The sequence below is a fragment of the Novosphingobium fluoreni genome (assembly GCF_014196615.1).
Lineage (GTDB): Bacteria > Pseudomonadota > Alphaproteobacteria > Sphingomonadales > Sphingomonadaceae > Novosphingobium > Novosphingobium fluoreni.
The window spans coordinates 222,894-241,029 of record NZ_JACIDY010000004.1 but is presented as its reverse complement, the minus strand read 5'-3'; the positions used below and the strand labels follow the sequence as shown (position 1 = coordinate 241,029).

General features: G+C 62.7%; 15 protein-coding genes. 4 read left to right on the top strand and 11 right to left on the bottom strand.

From position 1 onward, the window contains the following. Nucleotides 1-15: 15 nt before the first annotated feature. Both GGR39_RS10235 and GGR39_RS10230 read right to left on the bottom strand, forming a co-directional pair. Nucleotides 16-984: an acyl-CoA dehydrogenase family protein gene (locus GGR39_RS10235; protein ID WP_183617029.1), complete on the bottom strand. Its 969-nt coding sequence runs from the start codon at nt 982-984 to the stop codon at nt 16-18. Further along, nucleotides 981-2,069, bottom strand: coding sequence for an acyl-CoA dehydrogenase family protein (locus GGR39_RS10230; RefSeq protein ID WP_246388606.1), 1,089 nt, complete (start codon nt 2,067-2,069; stop codon nt 981-983). Before GGR39_RS10230 ends, GGR39_RS10235 begins: the two co-directional genes overlap by 4 nt. A 365-nt stretch (nt 2,070-2,434) precedes the next feature. Here GGR39_RS10230 and GGR39_RS10225 point away from each other — a divergent pair, with 365 nt between their 5' ends. Continuing rightward, nucleotides 2,435-3,661: a CaiB/BaiF CoA transferase family protein gene (locus tag GGR39_RS10225; protein WP_183617028.1), complete on the top strand. Its 1,227-nt coding sequence runs from the start codon at nt 2,435-2,437 to the stop codon at nt 3,659-3,661. A gap of 430 nt (nt 3,662-4,091) precedes the next feature. On the opposite strand, the gene GGR39_RS17540 is transcribed toward GGR39_RS10225, so the two are convergent. Next, complete coding sequence (locus tag GGR39_RS17540; protein WP_221226073.1) at nt 4,092-4,889, bottom strand: IclR family transcriptional regulator; 798 nt, start codon at nt 4,887-4,889, stop codon at nt 4,092-4,094. A gap of 96 nt (nt 4,890-4,985) precedes the next feature. Here GGR39_RS17540 and GGR39_RS10215 point away from each other — a divergent pair, with 96 nt between their 5' ends. Then, entirely contained in the window at nt 4,986-6,404 is a 1,419-nt protein-coding gene (locus GGR39_RS10215; RefSeq protein WP_183617026.1) for an MFS transporter, read from the top strand. A gap of 306 nt (nt 6,405-6,710) precedes the next feature. Here the strand turns inward: GGR39_RS10215 and GGR39_RS10210 are convergent, their stop codons facing one another. The 4 genes from GGR39_RS10210 to GGR39_RS10195 are packed head-to-tail and all read right to left on the bottom strand — an operon-like array spanning nt 6,711 to nt 11,069. Next, nucleotides 6,711-7,133: a GlcG/HbpS family heme-binding protein gene (locus GGR39_RS10210; RefSeq protein ID WP_058736793.1), complete on the bottom strand. Its 423-nt coding sequence runs from the start codon at nt 7,131-7,133 to the stop codon at nt 6,711-6,713. Nucleotides 7,134-7,136: 3 nt separating this feature from the next. Next, nucleotides 7,137-8,453: a glycolate oxidase subunit GlcF gene (gene glcF / locus GGR39_RS10205; protein WP_183617025.1), complete on the bottom strand. Its 1,317-nt coding sequence runs from the start codon at nt 8,451-8,453 to the stop codon at nt 7,137-7,139. After that, complete coding sequence (locus tag GGR39_RS10200) at nt 8,443-9,576, bottom strand: FAD-binding protein (RefSeq protein ID WP_058736795.1); 1,134 nt, start codon at nt 9,574-9,576, stop codon at nt 8,443-8,445. Before GGR39_RS10200 ends, glcF begins: the two co-directional genes overlap by 11 nt. Further along, the gene (locus GGR39_RS10195; RefSeq protein WP_183617024.1) at nt 9,576-11,069 is read right to left on the bottom strand and encodes an FAD-linked oxidase C-terminal domain-containing protein; all 1,494 of its coding nucleotides are present in this window, start codon (nt 11,067-11,069) and stop codon (nt 9,576-9,578) included. Before GGR39_RS10195 ends, GGR39_RS10200 begins: the two co-directional genes overlap by 1 nt. Before the next feature lie 389 nt (nt 11,070-11,458). Here GGR39_RS10195 and GGR39_RS10190 point away from each other — a divergent pair, with 389 nt between their 5' ends. Both GGR39_RS10190 and GGR39_RS10185 read left to right on the top strand, forming a co-directional pair. Next, nucleotides 11,459-12,721, top strand: coding sequence for an MFS transporter (locus GGR39_RS10190; protein WP_183617023.1), 1,263 nt, complete (start codon nt 11,459-11,461; stop codon nt 12,719-12,721). 269 nt (nt 12,722-12,990) lie between these two features. Continuing rightward, nucleotides 12,991-13,554, top strand: a complete 564-nt coding sequence (locus tag GGR39_RS10185; RefSeq protein ID WP_058736798.1) for a nuclear transport factor 2 family protein — start codon at nt 12,991-12,993, stop codon at nt 13,552-13,554. Nucleotides 13,555-13,587: 33 nt separating this feature from the next. Here the strand turns inward: GGR39_RS10185 and GGR39_RS10180 are convergent, their stop codons facing one another. From GGR39_RS10180 to GGR39_RS17395, 4 genes are read right to left on the bottom strand one after another with little or no spacing between them, the layout of a single operon-like run. Further along, nucleotides 13,588-15,024 carry an NAD-dependent succinate-semialdehyde dehydrogenase gene (locus tag GGR39_RS10180; protein WP_183617022.1) on the bottom strand — a complete coding sequence of 479 codons (1,437 nt, stop codon included), beginning with the start codon at nt 15,022-15,024 and terminating at the stop codon, nt 13,588-13,590. Next, a complete protein-coding gene (locus GGR39_RS10175) occupies nt 15,021-16,610 on the bottom strand; it encodes a choline dehydrogenase (protein WP_183617021.1) in 1,590 nt (529 codons plus the stop codon). Before GGR39_RS10175 ends, GGR39_RS10180 begins: the two co-directional genes overlap by 4 nt. After that, on the bottom strand, nt 16,607-17,704 hold the full coding sequence (locus tag GGR39_RS10170) for an NAD(P)/FAD-dependent oxidoreductase (RefSeq protein ID WP_183617020.1): 1,098 nt from the start codon (nt 17,702-17,704) through the stop codon (nt 16,607-16,609). The genes GGR39_RS10175 and GGR39_RS10170 overlap by 4 nt, the downstream gene beginning before the upstream one ends. Further along, complete coding sequence (locus tag GGR39_RS17395; RefSeq protein ID WP_183617019.1) at nt 17,701-18,123, bottom strand: hotdog domain-containing protein; 423 nt, start codon at nt 18,121-18,123, stop codon at nt 17,701-17,703. Before GGR39_RS17395 ends, GGR39_RS10170 begins: the two co-directional genes overlap by 4 nt. Nucleotides 18,124-18,136 lie beyond the last annotated feature (13 nt).

Below are 18,136 nucleotides of genomic sequence, written 5' to 3'. Positions count from 1 at the left end.
AACCTTCTGGAAGGGTTAGCCGGTGAGGGCGGTGAGATCAGGCCAGAATCGCGCGGCGCCGGCCTCGATGATAGGGGCGCCCAGCTGCTGCGACCAATGGCTGTCTCCGCCGAATTCGGAGCGCCAGGCCCAGAGGCGGCGGGTAAGCGGGTGCAACTGGTATTCCTCGGTGAAGCCGATCGCGCCATGCACCTGATGTGCCAGCGCGGTACCCGTGCCGACAGCGCGATTGGCGCGCAGTTTCGCCGCCGCGATCTCGAATGGAGCATGGCCGCGCGCCATCGCCTGAGCCGCGCCCATGGCGGCACAGTTGGTGGCGGCCGCCTCGCAGGCGAACGTCGCAAGTGCCTGCTGCACCGCCTGAAACTTGGCGAGGGGGCGGCCGAACTGCTTGCGTTCATTGACATAACTCACCGACAGCGCCAGCGCCGAATCCAGTGCGCCTGCGATCTGCGCCACGCGCGCGAGAGCCATCAGAGCGAAGGGATCGGCGGGTGATCGCTGAACCACGGCATCCTGAAACGCCACGCTATCACGCGGTTCACCCGCGATATTGGTGCCAGCGGTGATCTGTCCATCGGCCGCATCAATGATCATGGCGCCGCCATCCGGGGCGGGCGCGACAATATAGGCTGCTTCATGGCCCCACGGCACGCCGCGCAGGGTACCGCTGAAGCGGTCACCGGTGATGCGTCCTTCCGTGGCGGCGGCGACGGTTCCGCGCTTTCCGGCCTTGCCTGCGATCGCTGCGGCCACGGCGGCCTCGGCTACGGGAAGGGCGAGGGCATGGTAGCCTGCCAGGCGGAAGACAGTGAGGGCATCTTCCCAGGTTCCGCCGAAGCCGCCCCGGTCTTCGGACAGCAGAAGTCCTTCGAGCGAGACCTCGGCGATCGCGCTCCAGCTGCTTTCCATGGTGGCGGCAGAGCCCAGCTCGGCAAAGAGGCCGTTTGCCAGGTCTTCCAGCATTTGCTGCTGTTCGTTCATCGCAGTCCGAGCCCCCGCGCAATGATGCCTTTCAAGATCTCGCGCGTGCCGCCACGCAGCGAGAAAGAAGGCGAGAGTTGCAGCAGATGCCCCAGCACCAGGCCCAAAGGTTCTGGCCCCGCAGGGTCCACTTCCACTGCGGCCTGGACGAGTTCGGGCATCGCCTGCTCGAACGTGTTGCCCAAGTCCTTCACCATGGTGGCTTCCAGCGCCGGATCTTCTCCCCGCGCGATCTTGTTGGCCACGGAGGCAGACATCAGACGCAGTGTCCACGTTTCCGCCGCGAGGCGGGCGACCAGTGCGGTCAAGGTATCGGACGGGTGCGTACGGGCATAATCGATCAATTGCAGGAGCAGCGCGGTGGAGGACAAATACCGCTCGGGCCCTGATCGTTCGAGTGAGAGTTCCGCCGTGACCTGGCGCCAGCCATCGCCCTCCACGCCGATCAGCGCGGTCCCAGGCAGGCGCACGGATTCAAAGAAGACTTCGTTGAAGTCATGGCCGCCCGTCAGGTCGATGATGGGCCGGATGGTGACGCCGGGTGCATCCATGGGAATTAGGAACTGGCTGAGCCCCGCGTTGCGCTCCGAACCCGGCTCCGATCGCACCAGGGCGATCATCACGTGGGCGTGATGGGCATTTGTGGTCCAGACCTTCTGGCCTTCAATGATCCAGTCATCGCCATCACGCCGCGCGGTCGTGCGCACGGAGGCCAGGTCTGATCCGGCATTGGGCTCTGACAAGCCGATGCAGGCGTAGATCTTGCCCTCGGCCATGCCGGGCACCCAGCGCCGCTTCTCTTCCTCGTGCCCATAGCGCAGCAGCAGCGCGCCGGTCTGACGATCGGAAATCCAGTGCGCACCGACTGGAGCGCCCGCCGCCAGCAGTTCCTCCAGCACGACATAGCGTTCGAGCGGAGAACGATCATGCCCGCCGTATTCCTTGGGCCATGTCATGCCGATCAGACCAGCAGCACCCAGGGCATGGCTGAACGCGACGTTCGGCACGGCCCAGCTGTTGGCCAGCGCGCGTGGATCGGAGCCATCGACATGTTCGGCGATGAGCGCACGCACCCGCTCTCGCAAGGCGGGTGCGGTTTCGGGCCATCGCAGCGGTTCGGCGACAAAGGTTTGCAGTGGAGCCCCCTGGGCGTGAAAACAGTGGCGCTTATCTGGGCCAAACCGCCCCCGCTTCCAAGGCCGCGCGCGTTTATCGCAGGTGCGATGCGGACCGATACCGTGACTTGCGGTGAACGCGCGAAGGAAACCAAACCTCTTTCGTCGGGCTGGTGATGATAAGGCTGATCATGCCCCAAGTCGGCTGCGAACAGCCGCCCGGCGAGGGGATATATCGACCTGACGATAAGCGAGGGGCAAGGCTGGCAAGGCTGGCCCCCCGCGATTACCGTTCCAAGCTGATCGCCAAGACTGGCGCATAAACGGGGACAATAATGCCGGGCGCTCTGGAAGGACTGCGGGTTCTGGATCTCAGCCGAATTCTGGCGGGGCCCCTGGTGGGCCAGATGCTGGGCGACCTGGGGGCCGAAGTCATCAAGGTCGAACGGCCTGTAAAAGGTGACGATGCACGCGAGATGGGGCCGCCGTTCCTGAAGGATCTGCAGGGAAACCCCACGAACGTTGCGGGCTTTTTCCTGTCTTGCAATCGCAACAAGGAATCCGTGGCGATCGATATCGGCCAGCCCGCCGGGCAGGATCTTATCCGTGAGCTGGTGATGCATTGCGACGTTCTGGTTGAGAACTTCAAGGTGGGCACGCTGGAGCGCTACGGGCTGGATGCCGAAACGCTGACCGCGCTCAACCCGAACCTTGTCTATTGTTCGATCACGGGCTTTGGCCAGACTGGGCCAATTGCCAAGAAGCCGGGTTATGACGGCATTTTCCAGGCGATGAGCGGGATGATGAGCGTTTCGGGCCACCCCGACGACGTGCCTGGTGGCGGTCCAATGAAAGTCGGTATCTCGATGGTCGACATCATTACTGCCTACAATTCCGTCATCGCCATCCTGGCCGCTTTGCGTCATCGCGATGCCGGCGGCGGCGGGCAGGCGATCGACATGTCGCTGTTGGATTGTGGGTTCGCCGCGCTGTCGCACTTTGCCCAGAACTACCTGATCACCGAGGAAATGCCTGAGCGGCGCGGTAACGGCGGCTATGGGGGCATCCCCAGCCAGGCATTCCAGTGCTCGGATCGCCCGATCTTCGTCGTGGTGGGCAACAACGCCCAATACGAGCGATTTTGCGAGGCGATAGAGCGACCGGACCTGTTCACCGATCCGCGCTTCTGCACCGGCCCCTTGCGCATCCAGAACCGCAAGGAAATCCTGCCGCTGCTGGACGCAGTGTTCCTCACCAAGCCGGCAGCGCATTGGGTGGCGGCGATCGACGCCGTGGGCGTCCCCGTCAGCTATGTGAACGATATCCGTCAGGCTTTGGCGGAGCCGCAGATCGTGGCGCGCCAAATGCTGCGCCAGGTCCCGCATCCCGAAGCGGGCACTCTGCCGATTATCGCGAACCCGCTCCGCCTCTCGAAGACGCCGATCGAGAATTACAAGGCGCCGCCAGCGCTGGGTGCTGACAGCGATGCCGTTTTGAACCGTGTCTTGGGAATGGATGAGGTGGCGATCAACGATCTTCGTAGCCGGGGGATCGTAGGCTGACTGGACGCCTTGGCGGCCTTACCCGAGCAGGTCCAGGACCTTGCGATCGAAAGCGTTGGCATTATCGACCATACACCAGTGCATCTTACAGAGTGTCCGTGCCGTGGCATCCATCGCGGTGAGGTTGGCTAAGGCAAGGGCGATGTCGGGTGAAGTGGGCAGTGCAAAATATCGGACTGGCTTGGCGATGTGATTGGTTGTCCTCAATCTCTGCCCGTGGAGGCCCTTCGCTGGCAGTTTATTTATCCCAGCCGACCTGCAAGCCTAGAAAGTGGTACGCACCGCCGGAGCGGTATTGAAGAGCCAGCGGTTAGACTGTCAATAATGTATACACGCGCTTACGGCGCGACACTTTTTGCCTAGGTTGCTTGCGAAGCCGATGCCTGCCTGCCCGCTCAGCCGCAACATTCCGTTCGTTATCAGCTAAGCCTCAGGCAGCAGTTGCTCCCAATATCGCAGCAGCAGGCTGGATCAACGCACGTATATCCTTCAACTGACGCGCCGCGTCGGTCAGTGCTTCGGGCGGCCATTGCGATTGCAAACCCCCACAACTGAGCGTCCAATACCGTCCCCGCGACGTATCTCCCTCAATCAAAGGCACGGAAACAGCCGCGTATTGGCCGCGCATCATGACCAGTGAGACGTAGCCGTCCGCCTCAAGCTGAGCGCGCGCGGTTTCGATACGATCACGGCGTCGCGGCCAGGCTTCCGGATCCTGAGTGGCGATTGAAGCCAAAATCTTTTCTCGCTCGAACTCGGGCATTACCGCCAGGATGGCGAGGCCGGAGGGGATGGATGTCATCGGTGCGCGCCATCCCACCGGGCGATTGGCAACGACGAAATCGCCATCGACCTGATCAACCGACACGATATCAAGCCCGGTGCTCAAGCCCAGGGTAACGGTCGCGCCCATCCGCGCGGCGACTTGTGCCATGTAGGGGCGAGCGATTGCAGGCAAGTCCTGCCCTTGGATAGCAGCATAGCCAAGTGTCAGCGCGGGAGCACCTACGCGCAAGGCGGATCCTGTGGGAGCTTTGACGAGGAAACCGCAGTCGATCAGCGTGCCACAAAGCCGCCAGGCAGTGGGCTGAGACAGGCCGGTCCGGCGAGCAATTTCAGAAACCGTCAGTTCGGCGCCCGGCCGATCAAAACACTGCAGAACGCGCAAACCCCTTACCAGTGCAACAACGCTGGCCTTTTTGGGTTCGTCTCCAGCCGGTCTCGACACTGCTCACTCCTTATCGCTGAGCGAATTATATATTCACCCAGCAAATAAACAAGCACGCAAATTGGCAGTGAAGACTGTCTATCATAGGGTATTCTTTTGTCAAAAGAAGAGTACCAAGATGCTGCAATCATTGATCAACTGACCCAGCCAGTACCGCATGGCATTGGAGCTTCGGCGGTAACGTTTCGCGGGGGAACGCCGATCGATGCTTTTTACGAACGCCTTATACGTGGCGCAAATCTAAATAAAAACCGGAGAGGACAGTTTATGGGGGAAGCGTCGGAATGGTCCCGGGGCTGGCGCACGGTTGCCAGTGGTACATTGGGCATGACCGCGATGGCGGGTGTCGCCAGCGTTACTGGCGTGGTGATGGAGCCTTTGCAGCATGAGTTTGGGTGGCCGCGCGCCGTGGTGGCTGTAAATGTCTTCCTGTGTTCGGCCATGGCGTTGTTGCTCGCCCCGGTTGGCGGCGCGCTCACTTCAAGACTGGGCGCGCGCAAGGTAGCCATTTGCGGTACGCTTGGCGCGATCCCTGGCTTGCTGCTGATCAGCCTTACAGGTGGCTCACCCTGGACGTGGTATGGCGCATGGACAGCGTTTGCCGTAGTCAACGTCGCGATCGGTCCAATGGTTTGGTCAATGGCAGTCAGTGGTTTGTTCGAGCATGCGCGCGGATTTGCGCTCGCCGTTACGCTGAGCGGGGGCGGCCTTGCTCATCTGCTCTTTCCCCCTCTCGCCGTCTTGATGGAAGCGCATTATGGATGGCGGGGGGTTTACATCGCCATCGCCGCGGTTTTCCTGATCGTGTTGCTGCCGGTCCTCCTGTTCCTGTTTCGTGCCCGCGAGGATTTGGCCGCCACACAGCCGGTCGAGGCAATTGCGGTGGATAAAGCTGCTCGTGTGCAAGAACCGCTGGCGACCGGCCTCTCGCTGAAGCAAGCGCTGGGCACACGCCATTTCTGGCAGCTGGCGTTGCTAGCGCTTGTTGTGGCGTTTGTCGAAGGAACCTTGACGGTGCATCTTTTTCCCATCCTCAAGGAGGAGGGATTAAGCGGGGCGACGGCGGCCGGCATCGCATCGGCCATGGGGTTGGCCCTGATCGTGGGGAGGCTTGTCACCGGCATTTTGCTGGATCGGTTGCCGAGTTCGCACGTGTTTGCGGCATCGATCCTGTTCCTCCTGTTTTGCTGCTTCATGGCCCGCGTGGTGGCAGGCAACGCGGCCATAGGGATTGCGGTTGGCATTTTGCTTGGTCTAGGTTCTGGAGGGACCACCGGGACGCTGGCCTACATGACAGGGCGCTATTTCGGGTTACGCGCATACGCGGCGATCTTCGGCATGCTTATCGGTATTTTTGCGCTGGGTTATGGGATCGCTCCTTCTGTTGCAGGATACGCCCGAGACGCGGCGACAAGCTATGCCCCGCTTTTCCTCTATCTGGCATTTGCCTGCGCGGTCTCGACCGTGCTGGCCTTCACTTTGGGCAAAGGGCCTCGCAACGCGAATGTATCGTGACCGCGCAGGATTAGCGCTTACCTGTGGGGTGCAGATTCTGGTTTGATCAGCTATTTGTACCCCGCCCACAAAGTTTGGACCCAAGGGAAACAGGTTAGCGGCGTTTCGTGCTATGTCTGCTGTCGATCACTATTCAAGCGCGACCGAGAGGGAGAGTACCCATTCGTTTCAATACGATTGCTTTGGAACTCAATTCGTAAGTGGCGGCAGGGTGTTCGAGATTAAGAAATAAAAAATGGCCGGCATCGCTGCCGACCATTTGATATAAGATGACCAGTGAAAAATTTGCCTGGCCAAGGATCGGCCTTAAGCGGCTAGCCCCGCAGCGCCGATACCGGCCAGAGCGCATGTCTCGTCGTTGTCGGACGTGTCACCCGTGATCCCGACCGCGCCCACGATCGCTCCGGCAGAGTCCCTGACGATCACACCACCCGCTGCCGGGATGATCCCGCCCTGCGAGATCGGGCCCAGAGAGGCGACGAAGGTGGGCCGGTCCGCCGCCATGTCAGCTATCGCGCGCGAGTTCACGCCCAATGCCAACGCGCCCGACGCCTTCCCCGTAGCGATCTGAGGCCGCAGGGTCGAAGCACCATCAGCCCGCTGGAACGCGATCAAATGACCGCCCGGGCACAGGACCGCAACCGAAAGTGGCTTCAGGCCCAATTCCTGGCCCTTTGCGAAGGCAGCGGCAATGATCGTGTTGGCTTGATCGAGGGTAATGGCACCCATGGTCTAACTCCTTTTGAAAACGGGATGATCGCTAAGCGCGGGTGGCACCGGTCCACCAGTGGCCCAGTCCAGCAGTTCGATGGTATGAATTACCGGGGTGCCGGAGCGACTGCCGATCTGTACCGCGCAACCGATGTTGCCCGTGGCGATCACATCCGCCCCCAGCTTCTCGATCTGGGCGACTTTACGATTGCCCAACTGGTCGGCGATTTCGGGCTGGAAAATGTTGTATGTGCCCGCTGATCCGCAGCACAGATGTGACTCGGCCGGCGTCTTCACGGCGAAACCAGCGTCTCGTAGCAGGCGCTGTGGTTGGGACGTGATCTTCTGCCCATGCTGCATCGAACATGCGGAGTGGTAGGCCACGGTGATGCCCGCGCTGCGCTGTTCCACGACGGCTGGCATGGCGATATCTGCCAGCAATTCGCTGATGTCGCGCGCCATCGCCGAAACCCGTTCGGCCTTCGCTGCATACGCGGCGTCGTTGCGCAGCATGAAGCCGTAGTCCTTGATCGTCGTGCCGCAACCCGATGCGGTAATGACGATGGCATCCAGGCCCTTCTCGATCTCTCGTGTCCAGGCATCGACGTTGCGCCGTGCCGCTTCCAGAGCTGCCTGCTCCTTGCCCATATGGTGAACGAGGGCGCCGCAACACTGCTCACCCGCCGCGAAGGAAACGCCATAGCCGCAGCGTTCCAGCAGCCGCACGGTCGCAGCGCGGGTCTGCGGGCTCAGGACCGGCTCGGCGCAGCCCTGTAGCAGGACGACGCGGCCTTTGGGCGCGACCGGCATGACGCTGCGGGGCGGAACGGCGGTCGGGAGCTTTCTGGGCGCGAGTTCCAGCATGGCGGCCATCGGCTTGAGTGCTGCGATCTTGGCGATCCAGGGCGCCAGCGGTCGACCCAGCTTGGCGGCGACCAACGCGGCACGGAAACGAGCGGGATGGGGCAGAACGAAGGCCACAAGGGCGCGGAGCATCCGGTCAGCCGGGCTGCGATCATGGTGCTCCTCGATATAGGATCGCGCATGATCCACCAGATGCATATAGTTCACGCCCGACGGGCACGTGGTCATGCAGGACAAGCACGACAGGCAACGATCGACATGCTTGACGACTTCAGACGTCGGCTTGCGGGCGTTTTCCAGCATGTCCTTCATCAGATAGATGCGGCCGCGGGGACTATCCAGTTCGTCACCCAGCAGGACATAAGTAGGGCAGGTGGCGGTGCAAAAACCGCAGTGCACGCACTTGCGGATCACGCTCTCGGAGGAGGCCATCGCCGGATCGGCCAGCAGTTCAGGTTGAAATTTAGTCTGCATGTGGCTGATCCAGGAAGCGGCCGGTCTCGAACAGGCCTGCAGGGTCAAAGGCGCGGCGGATACGCGCAGCCAAGGCCGCCTCGCCCTGTGGAAGAGGATGCTGGGCGGGAACATGCGCCCGGACGTCATCCGGCGCGCGCAGCAGCATGGCATGGCCACCTGCTGCCGTGACGGTGGCGCGCACCATGGCCGGATCCGACTGCGTATCATGGTGGATAAGGCCGCCCGCCCAATCGGCGATCCACTGGCCGCCGTCGCGCGCCAGAGCGTGCACAATGCCAAGCCCTTCCTTGCGTGGCACGCTCAGCCGCCAGATCGTTGGCGACTGCCCCAGCGCCGCAGCGTTCGCGAAAGGACGCCAAAGCAAGGCCCCTTCTTCGGCTGCGATCTCCTGCGGCACGCCGAAACGGGCCAAAGCCCCCTTCAGCAGGATTGCCCGCGCACCGACCGAAGGACCAAAGCCTTCGATGCGCAAAAGCGTAACGCCACGCTGTGGGTCGTGGGCAGCCGCAGCGACATCGGCCGGCAGGCGCATCGCCTCGCCCATCAAATCCCACGCGGCGGCATCGTCCAGCGCAGTCCAAACCAAGGTCAGGCTCTGTGTGGGGTTGGGCAACACCTTCAACGTGACTTCGGTCAAGACCGCAAGCCGGCCCCACGCGCCGCACATCAACTTTGACAGGTCGTACCCGGTCACGTTTTTGACCACTTTGCCGCCCGCCTTGAAGCGTTCCGCCCGGCCCGATACGGCCTCAAAACCCAACAGGTGGTCTCGCACCGCTCCGCCCGACACGCGCCGTGAGCCTGACAGGCCAGAGCCGATCACCCCGCCGATGGTCGATCCGGGTGCCGTGTTCGGTTCGAACAAAAAGGCCTGGCCGCATTCGGCAAGCGCTGCTTCCAGTTCCGCCAGTGGGGTGCCGGCCTTAACCGTCAGCACCAACTCAGCCGGATCATAACTGATGATACCTGACAGGGCGGTCGTCGCAAGTTGCTCGGCATCAGGCGTGGACGCGCCGAACGATCGGCGAGTTCCGCCGCCGACGATCTCGACCGTGGCTTTTCGCGCCGCCGCATCGGTCAGGATGGCAACGATGTCTTCGGGGGTCTGGGGCTGGTGCATCAGAAGCGCGGAATGTCCGGAAAAGAAAGCTGGCCATGATGAACGTGCGTTCGTCCCAGCTCGGCGCAGCGATGCAGCGTGGGGAACACTTTGCCCGGATTCAGCAACGATGCCGGGTCGAACGCGCACTTGACGCGTTGTTGCTGCTTCAGGTCGATCTCGTCGAACATCTCCGGCATCAAATCGCGCTTTTCCACGCCCACGCCATGCTCGCCCGTCAGCACCCCGCCCACTTCGACACAAAGGCGCAGGATGTCGTTGCCGAACGCCTCGGCCTTGTCGAGCTGGCCTGGCTGATTGGCATCGTAAAGGATCAACGGGTGCAGGTTGCCGTCCCCGGCGTGAAATACGTTCGCCACGCCAAGGCCGTATTGCTGGGACAGTGCCTCCATGCGCTGCAGCACTTCAGGAAGACGACGGCGCGGGATGGTCCCGTCCATGCAGTAGTAATCGGGGGCCAATCGCCCGACGGCCGGGAAAGCGGCCTTGCGCCCGGCCCAGAAAGCAAGCCGCTCATCCTCGTCACTCGAGATTTGCAGAGTGGTTGCACCATTGCGCTGCGCGATCGCGGCCACTTCATCAATCAGATGGTCGCACTCGGCCGCGGGGCCGTCCAGTTCGACGATGAGCAGCGCCTCGACATTCAGCGGATAGCCGACTTTCACGAATGCCTCGGCAGCATGGATCGCGGGCCGGTCCATCATTTCCATGCCGGCGGGGATGATGCCCGCCGCGATGGTATCCGCCACGCATTGTCCGGCCGCTTCGACTGCAGGGAAGCCGATCAGCAGGGCGCGCGCCGTTTCGGGCTTGGGCAGGATGCGCACGGTTACCTCGGTCACGACGCCCAACAGGCCCTCGGACCCGACGATCACGCCCAGCAGGTCCATCCCGGCACCGTCAAGCGCCTTGCCGCCAAAGCGCAAGACTTCGCCCTCAATGGTTACCAATTCCACGCCCAGGACGTTGTTGGTGGTCAGCCCATATTTCAAGCAATGCACGCCTCCTGAGTTCTCCGCGACGTTGCCGCCGATCGAGCAGGCGATCTGGCTGGAGGGGTCGGGCGCGTAGTAAAAGCCCTCGCCCTCCACTGCACGCGTGATGGCCAGATTGGTGACGCCGGGTTGCACCACGACCAGGCGATCGTCGTAGTCGATCTCTATGACGCGGTTGAATTTGCCCATGCCCAGCAGCACCGCATCGGCCAGCGGCAGCGCGCCACCCGATAGAGACGTACCCGAACCACGGGGCACGACCTTCACACCTTCGCGATGGCAATAGCGCAAGATCTCCGCCACCTGCTGCGTCGTCTCGGGCAGAACCACGACCATGGGCGGTTGCCGATAAGCGGTCAGACCATCGGATTCATAAGGCGTGAGTTCCCTTTCACTGTCGATCACGCCTTCGCCCGGCACGATAGCGCGCAAGGCGGCCACGATGGCATCCCGCCGGGCGAGGACGGCCTGATCCGGTTCGGGCATCTTGATGGACATCGCGGTTCAATCCTGTGCGACGAGCCTTCGTCGTGTACGCTTTCGTTTTACCTCTCCGCCCTTCCCGTCAATGTCGGATGCGCGCGAACCGCCTCCAAGGCCACGGCATCACATTATTGATTTCGTTTGGATGGAACGACCACACCCGCTGGCGAGGTGGCACCCGCGGCATCGGTGCGGCCAAATTTTATAAAGTCTGAGAAGATACGCTGATGCCGCTGCATGCCTGGCGGAGCTGCGACGCGATTGCTGCAACGGGATGCGTGGCAGGCAAAGCTTGGCGGGGGATGCTTTGATGTCACCGACGTGATGCAGGAAGGTGATAGCGTTGCAGTTAAATTGCAGGCGGTGCTGGTTCTAAAGTGGGATCGGTGCAAGAAGTGCACGATATGACAGCGCTACAGATTGATGCGGACAGCCATTGGACCGCAACGCGTGCCGAATGGCGGCGGCATTGGCCCACGGGTGTGGCGACACTGCTCGGACTTGGCCTTGGAGCCTCGATCTTCCCCAATATCTCCAGCTTGTTTATCCTGCCTTTGCAAAGCGCCTTTGGTTGGAGCCGTGGCGAAATCGCCATGGCCAATAACGCGGCCCTGATCCTGGCTCTGCTCAACCCCGCGATCGGGCGGCTAATCGATCGGCACGGGGCGCGGCCGGTATTGCTTTGCGGGTTCGTGGGCGTGGCGGCTGCTTGGACGGGGCTGTCGCTGATGCCGGGATCGATCTGGATCTATTATGCCTTGTTCGCCTTGCTCTCGCTCAGCGGATTTGCGACCTCGGGTGTGGGTTTTTCCCGCGCGATGGCCGCGGTCTTCGTGCGCTCGCGGGGGTTTTCCCTGGCGGTAGGACGATGTGGGTTGGCTTTGATGGCGGCCTCGTTGCCGCCATTGCTATTCGCCTTGATGCAATGGGGCGGATGGCGCACGGGCTACGCTGCTATGGCGACCCTGACCGTGCTGATTGCCATCCCGGCGGTTTACTGGGGTATCGAACGGGACCGCCACAACCATGCGATCCGTCAGACCCCCGCCGGGTTAGACTCTAAAGGCGGTGGGGCGGTCTCCTGGCGCGATTTGTTGCGCGATCCCCGTGTATGGGCGATCACCGCCGGTGCCGCCTGCGCGTACATGCCGCTGCTTGCCATCATCAGCCAGTTGCAGCCGCTACTGATCGAAGTCGGCCTGACAGCGCCGCGTGCTGCCGCCATGGTGGGAATGCTAGGACTGGCTGCGCTGGCCGGTGCTTTCGGCGCGGGCTTGTTGCTCGATCGCGCGAATGCCACCATGACGGCAGCAGGTATCATGCTGCTGTCGGCTTTGGGCGTGGGCTGCCTGTTGCTATCCGGACATGATACACGCTTCGCCTATATCGGCGTCATCCTGATCGGTGCGTCCCAGGGGGCCGAAATCGACATCGTTGCGTTCATGATCGCCCGATATTTTCCAATCGCGCGGTTTGGCAGCGTATTTGGTATCTGCACCGTTGGTATCACCAGCGCGGGCGTGCTGGGCATGGCGGGGATCGGCGTGATGTTTGACAGGACCGGCGGGTATGCCGTCTCGCTGATTATAGCGCTCGTCCTGTTCGTGTGCGCCGCGCTGGCTTACGTGGTGCTGGGTCGCTTGCCGGTGGAACGGCATCCGGACTGAATGCCACTACTGCTCGTCCATGCATTCGTCTGCCTCATGCCCGGCAGAGGTCAAGCGCTGGTGGCTGGCACGCATTGCTAACGGTCTGCGGCGGGACAGAACCAGCCCGCCACGTTGATCGATGGCCACCGGGTGAGGACGCGCAAGCGGTCCTATTCGCTGAACCCTCCGCATAGAGCGAGACATCGGTGATGTGATCAGTTCGTCGCGCCTTGCGCCATCGCGCCAGAGCAGGGAAAGTTGAGACCGGAATAATAGGAGAGATGCAAATGGCCGATACCGAATTGACGCCGGAGCTGATCGCGTTCGTGCGTGAGCAGAAGGACCGGCATGAAATCTATCAGGCGCTGCTGCGCTATACACGCGGGATCGATCGTTTCGACAAGGCGCTGATGGCGTCGGCCTATCATCCCGACGCTATCGACGAGCATGGCGTCGCGGAGGGCGATCCCGACCAGTTCACCGACTGGGCGATCGGCTGGCATGGAGAATTCCAGCACCAGCACCAGCATATCATCACCAACCACACGGTCGAGATCGACGGAGATGTGGCTCACGGCGAAACGTATTACGTCTTCTGGGGCGAAAACCGCGAAGGCCCGCCGACTTTGGCTTTCGGCCGCTACGTGGATCGTTTCGAGAAGCGCGATGGGCACTGGGCGATCGCGCACCGGGTGTGCGTCAACCAGATTTCCGGCTCGTTCAACCCCGTCGACGTGCCTGCGGAGTATCTCTCGCAAATGCGGGCCACCGGTCCGAACACCCGCGATCGCAACGATATCTCACACGATCGCCCACTCACCCGCAGCCGTGGATACGCTCCAGCAAGCTGAAGCGCATCCGGGTTGACCGGCCGCTGGGAAGCTTCAGGCCAGCGATACCAGCTTGGTATCGAGATAGGCCTGGAGCCCTTCCATGCCGCCTTCCGAGCCATGACCGCTTTCGCCGACGCCGCCGAACGGCGTCTCGGGAGTGGAGATCGTGAGCGTGTTGAGACCCACCATACCGGTGCGGATGCGATGCATCGCCGTCTGCGCGGTGTCGAGGCTGGTGGTGAACGCGTAACCGGCAAGCCCGGCGGCGACGGAGTTCGCCTTCTCAATCGCTTCGTCCACGGTGGAGAACGGCGCGATCGGCATGATAGGGCCGAAGCATTCTTCACTGAAGAGCAGGGCGTCGCCGCCCAGCCCGGTGACCACGGTTGGCTGGAAAAAGTTACCCGCATTGCCCGTACGCTTGCCACCGGCGCGTATGGTTCCGCCCCGATCTTCGGCATCGGCGATGAAGCGCTCCATCGCCTCCACCCGGCGGCCGTTCGCCAGGGGACCCATCACGCTGTCTGCGGCAAGGCCAGAGCCGACCGAAATCCCGGCGGCATGTGCGGCTAGATCCTGGGTGAACCGGTCGATCAGGCTTTCATGCACGAAAAACCGGGCAGGGCTGACGCAGACTTGGCCGGCGTTGCGAAACTTGCCGGCTGCCAGCGTCTTGATCGTGCGATCGTAGTCCGCGTCCGAAAACACGATTACCGGACCATTACCGCCCAATTCCATCGTGGTGCGCTTGGGCCCTTCGGCCGCCAGCTTCATCAGGTGGCGACCCACCTGTGTCGATCCGGTAAAGCTGACTTTGCGAATGGCGGGGGCCAGGATAAGCTGCTCGGATACTTCCGACGGCACGCCGAACACCAGTTGCGCGCAGCCGGCGGGTAAACCCGCCTCATGCAGGGCGCGCACGATTTCGACCGCGGAGCCGGGCGTCTCTTCCGACGCCTTGAGGATTACAGGGCACCCGGCGGCGAGACCGGCCGCAAGCTTGCGGGCAGGGGTCAGCGCCGGGAAATTCCAGGGTGTAAAGACCGCGGCCGGGCCGACAGGTTCCGACAAGACCAAGTGGTCGAGACCGGGCATGCGCGAGGGCACGATCCGGCCATAGACCCGGCGGCCTTCCTCGGCGCACCATTCGAGGATTTCACACGCGTGAACCCACTCGCCCCGTGATTCCGCCAGGGGCTTGCCCTGTTCCAGCGTCATCACGCGGCACAAGTGATCCATCCGATCGCGCAGCAGGCCGGCGGCCCGGCGCATGATATCGCTGCGCTCCAACGCGGATTTCGCGCGCCAGGCGGGAAAAGCCCGCTCGGCAGCGGACACGGCCTCGTCCAGTTCGGCGGAAGTCGCGTGCGGAAGTTCGGCCAGTACCTCATCCGTCGCCGGATCGAAAACCGGCTCGGACTTGCGGCCCGCACCTGACGTGATGAAGCGGCCATCGATGTAAAGGCCCAGCGTGGTGTATTCGGTCATCGATTGTCCTCGCGGATCATGTCGGCCGCCTTTTCGCCGATGGCGATCACGGCAGCGTTGGTATTGCCTGACGGTACTGCGGGCATGATCGAGGCATCGGCAACGCGCAAGCCCTCGATCCCCATGACGCGCAGCGATGCATCCACCACCTTGCCCATCGCGGCCGAGCAGCTGGCGTGATAGATCGAGCCGCCGGTTTCCCGGGCGTAGGCCAAAAGCTGTTCGTCGCTGGCCATGTCAGAGCCGGGTATGTGTTCTTCCTTCACGAACGGAGCGATCGCGGATTGCGCCATGATCTTTCGCACGATGCGCATCCCGGCGACGACTTCGGCTTCATCACGCTCGGTCGTCAGGAAGTTCGCCAGGATCGCCGGGGAGACCGTCGCGTCGGGGCTGACAGCGTGGACGTGGCCCCGGCTTTCAGGCCGAAGCGGGCAGGCGGACACGGTGAATCCGGAAAAGGCGTGCAATTTGTCGCCCATCTTCGTCGTGCTGAAGGTGATGAACAGGCACTGGATATCCGGCCTTTCGTCCCGCGCGATGTCCGAGCGCAGGAAGCCGCCCGCATATCCCGCCGAAACCGTAAGCGGTCCCTTCCGGCTGAGCGCATAGCGCAGACCCACTCCCATGGTACGGAAAGGCGAGAGCATGTCATCGTTGAACGTGATCGGCCGCGTCGCTTTGTAGACGGTGCGAACCTGGAGATGGTCCTGGAAGTTTTCCCCCACCTCGGGGTTGTGGTGGATCGTCTCTATGCCCAGGCCGCGCAGACGTTCACCATCGCCGATGCCGGACAATTCCAGGATTTGCGGGCTGCCGATGGCTCCGGCTGACAGGATGACTTCGCGCCAGGCGGTGGCGCGCTGGCTCGTGCCGCTTTCGTCCGTCCACTCGACGCCGGTGGCGCGTTTACCCTCCAGAAGGATGCGCCGAACCATCGCGCCGGTGGTGACCTGAAGGTTCCGACGGTTGCGAGCTGGCTTTAAATACGCCACAGCCGCGCTGCATCGGCGGCCCCGCTTCATCGTGGATTGATAGTATCCCACGCCTTCCTGCGTCTCGCCGTTGAAATCATCGTTGCGCGCATAGCCCGCTTCCACGCCCGCCTCGATAAAGGCGTCGCAAAGCGTATGTGGCTCGCTGGGGTCGGAGACGGCAAGCGGGCCGTCCGCACCGTGCCAGGGATCGGCGCCACGTTGCTGCCCTTCGGCGCGCCGGAAATAGGGCAGCAGATCCTCATAGCCCCAGCCCCGATTGCCCAGCCGCGACCAGGCATCGAAATCCTCACGCTGTCCGCGCACATACAGCAGGCCATTGATCGAGGAGGAACCGCCCAGCACGCGGCCACGCGGCTGGTTCACCCGGCGGCCGTTCATGCCCGGCTCCGGCTCGGACTGGAACCGCCAGTTCAATCGCTCATGATTGAACAGTTTGCCGTAGCCCAGCGGCACGTGAATCCAGGGATTGGTATCGCGCGGTCCGGCCTCGATCAGCAGGACGCGGATCGAGGGATCCTCGCTCAAGCGGGCGGCGAGGACGCAGCCCGCGCTGCCGCCGCCGATGATAATGTAGTCAGCTTCTGTCACAGCTTGGCCGCCACGACATCGGCGATAGCCATGCTGGCGGTCAGGCCTGGAGACTCGATCCCGAACAAGTTTACCAGGCCTGTGCAGCCATGATCTTCAGGGCCGGAAATAATGAAGTCACCCGCCGGCTCACCCGGCCCGCTTACCTTGGGGCGGATGCCGGCATAGCCTGGCTGCAACCTGGTCTCGTCAAGCCCGGGCCAGATCCGCTTGGCGGCAGCGGCGAAGCGTGGGAGCCGGGCGGGATCGACGGTGTAGTCGATTGTGTCGATCCATTCCACGTCTGGGCCGAAGCGGGCTTGCCCACCCAGGTCGAGCGTCAAGTGGGTGCCAAGGCCGCCCGCCTCGGGCACCGGATAGATCAGGTGCGAGAACGGTACTTTGCCCGAATACGTGAAATATACTCCTCGGGCGAGATGGAGCGGCGGCACATGCGTCGCCGGCAAAGCCTCGATCCGTGCCGCGAGCGCCTGCGCACCCAGGCCTGCAGCATTGATGAGGATCGGGCTGGCCACTGCGGCTTCGCCATCGTCGAGATGGACATGCCACAGGCCATTAACATGCGTTACGCGGGTGATCTCGCTGCCGGGTACCAGCATCGCGCCATGGCTTTCCGCTTCACCGAGCAAGGCGAGCATGAAGGCGTGGCTGTCAACGATGCCGGTCGAAGGGGAAAACAAGGCCCCGGCGCAATCCAGCTCTGGCTCCATGGCCCGCGCGTCGGCGCGGTCAAGCGGCCTGAGATCATCGACGCCGGCCTGCCGCGCATGCGCTAGGATCGCATCCAGCTCACCCAGTTGAGTGTCGCTATGGGCGAAGATCAGCTTGCCAAGCTGCTGATGAGGTACACCGCGTGCTTGGCAGAACGCGTAAAGCTGGTGTTTCCCTTCGACGCACAGCCGCGCCTTCAATGACCCCTCCGGATAATAGATACCCGCATGGATCACTTCGCTGTTTCGGCTGGACGTCCACGATCCGAAATGCGGCTCGCCTTCCAGGATCAAGGGCGGCTTACCGGCTAGCGCCAGCGCCCGCCCGATCGCCAGCCCGACTACGCCCGCGCCAACGACGATGGCGTCGACCTGATCGGTCATGCAGCACCTCCGGTGCGCAGGAAGGAATGACGGGCAGTGAGGGAGAGCTGCGCGCATAAGGTGCGTTCGCCGTGGTGTTCGGCAAAGATGTCGGTCGCCGCGAAGCTGATCGACTTGCCCTTGCGGATCATCCGGCCCACGCCGATCAGACGATCACCCCGCGCGGCGGCGACAAAGCGGATCGATTGCTCCAGAACCACGGTGTCATGCTCACTTCCTGCCGCCGTCGCAGCGCTCCAGCTGCCGGCGATTTCACCCATGGCGGTGGTGACGGTGCCTTGGAAAAAACCCGGCGCATGCTGGAATTCCACCCGATGCGCCAAGGCGAGGGTGATGGCACCAGGCTCTGCCCGCAAGACCTCGAACCCGAAGAAGCGGGCGTAGGGTTTCTCAAGCAACGCCGCGATCTGCGCTGCCACGTCGCTTGAGCCA

Excerpts from the sequence above, each read along its gene's own strand:
- GGR39_RS10235 (WP_183617029.1), bottom strand. The coding sequence starts at position 984 with ATGAACGAACAGCAGCAAATGCTGGAAGACCTGGCAAACGGCCTCTTT.
- GGR39_RS10225 (WP_183617028.1), top strand. The coding sequence starts at position 2,435 with ATGCCGGGCGCTCTGGAAGGACTGCGGGTTCTGGATCTCAGCCGAATT.
- GGR39_RS10210 (WP_058736793.1), bottom strand. The coding sequence starts at position 7,133 with ATGGGTGCCATTACCCTCGATCAAGCCAACACGATCATTGCCGCTGCC.
- glcF (WP_183617025.1), bottom strand. The coding sequence starts at position 8,453 with ATGCAGACTAAATTTCAACCTGAACTGCTGGCCGATCCGGCGATGGCC.
- GGR39_RS10200 (WP_058736795.1), bottom strand. The coding sequence starts at position 9,576 with ATGCACCAGCCCCAGACCCCCGAAGACATCGTTGCCATCCTGACCGAT.
- GGR39_RS10195 (WP_183617024.1), bottom strand. The coding sequence starts at position 11,069 with ATGTCCATCAAGATGCCCGAACCGGATCAGGCCGTCCTCGCCCGGCGG.
- GGR39_RS10190 (WP_183617023.1), top strand. The coding sequence starts at position 11,459 with ATGACAGCGCTACAGATTGATGCGGACAGCCATTGGACCGCAACGCGT.
- GGR39_RS10185 (WP_058736798.1), top strand. The coding sequence starts at position 12,991 with ATGGCCGATACCGAATTGACGCCGGAGCTGATCGCGTTCGTGCGTGAG.
- GGR39_RS10180 (WP_183617022.1), bottom strand. The coding sequence starts at position 15,024 with ATGACCGAATACACCACGCTGGGCCTTTACATCGATGGCCGCTTCATC.
- GGR39_RS10170 (WP_183617020.1), bottom strand. The coding sequence starts at position 17,704 with ATGACCGATCAGGTCGACGCCATCGTCGTTGGCGCGGGCGTAGTCGGG.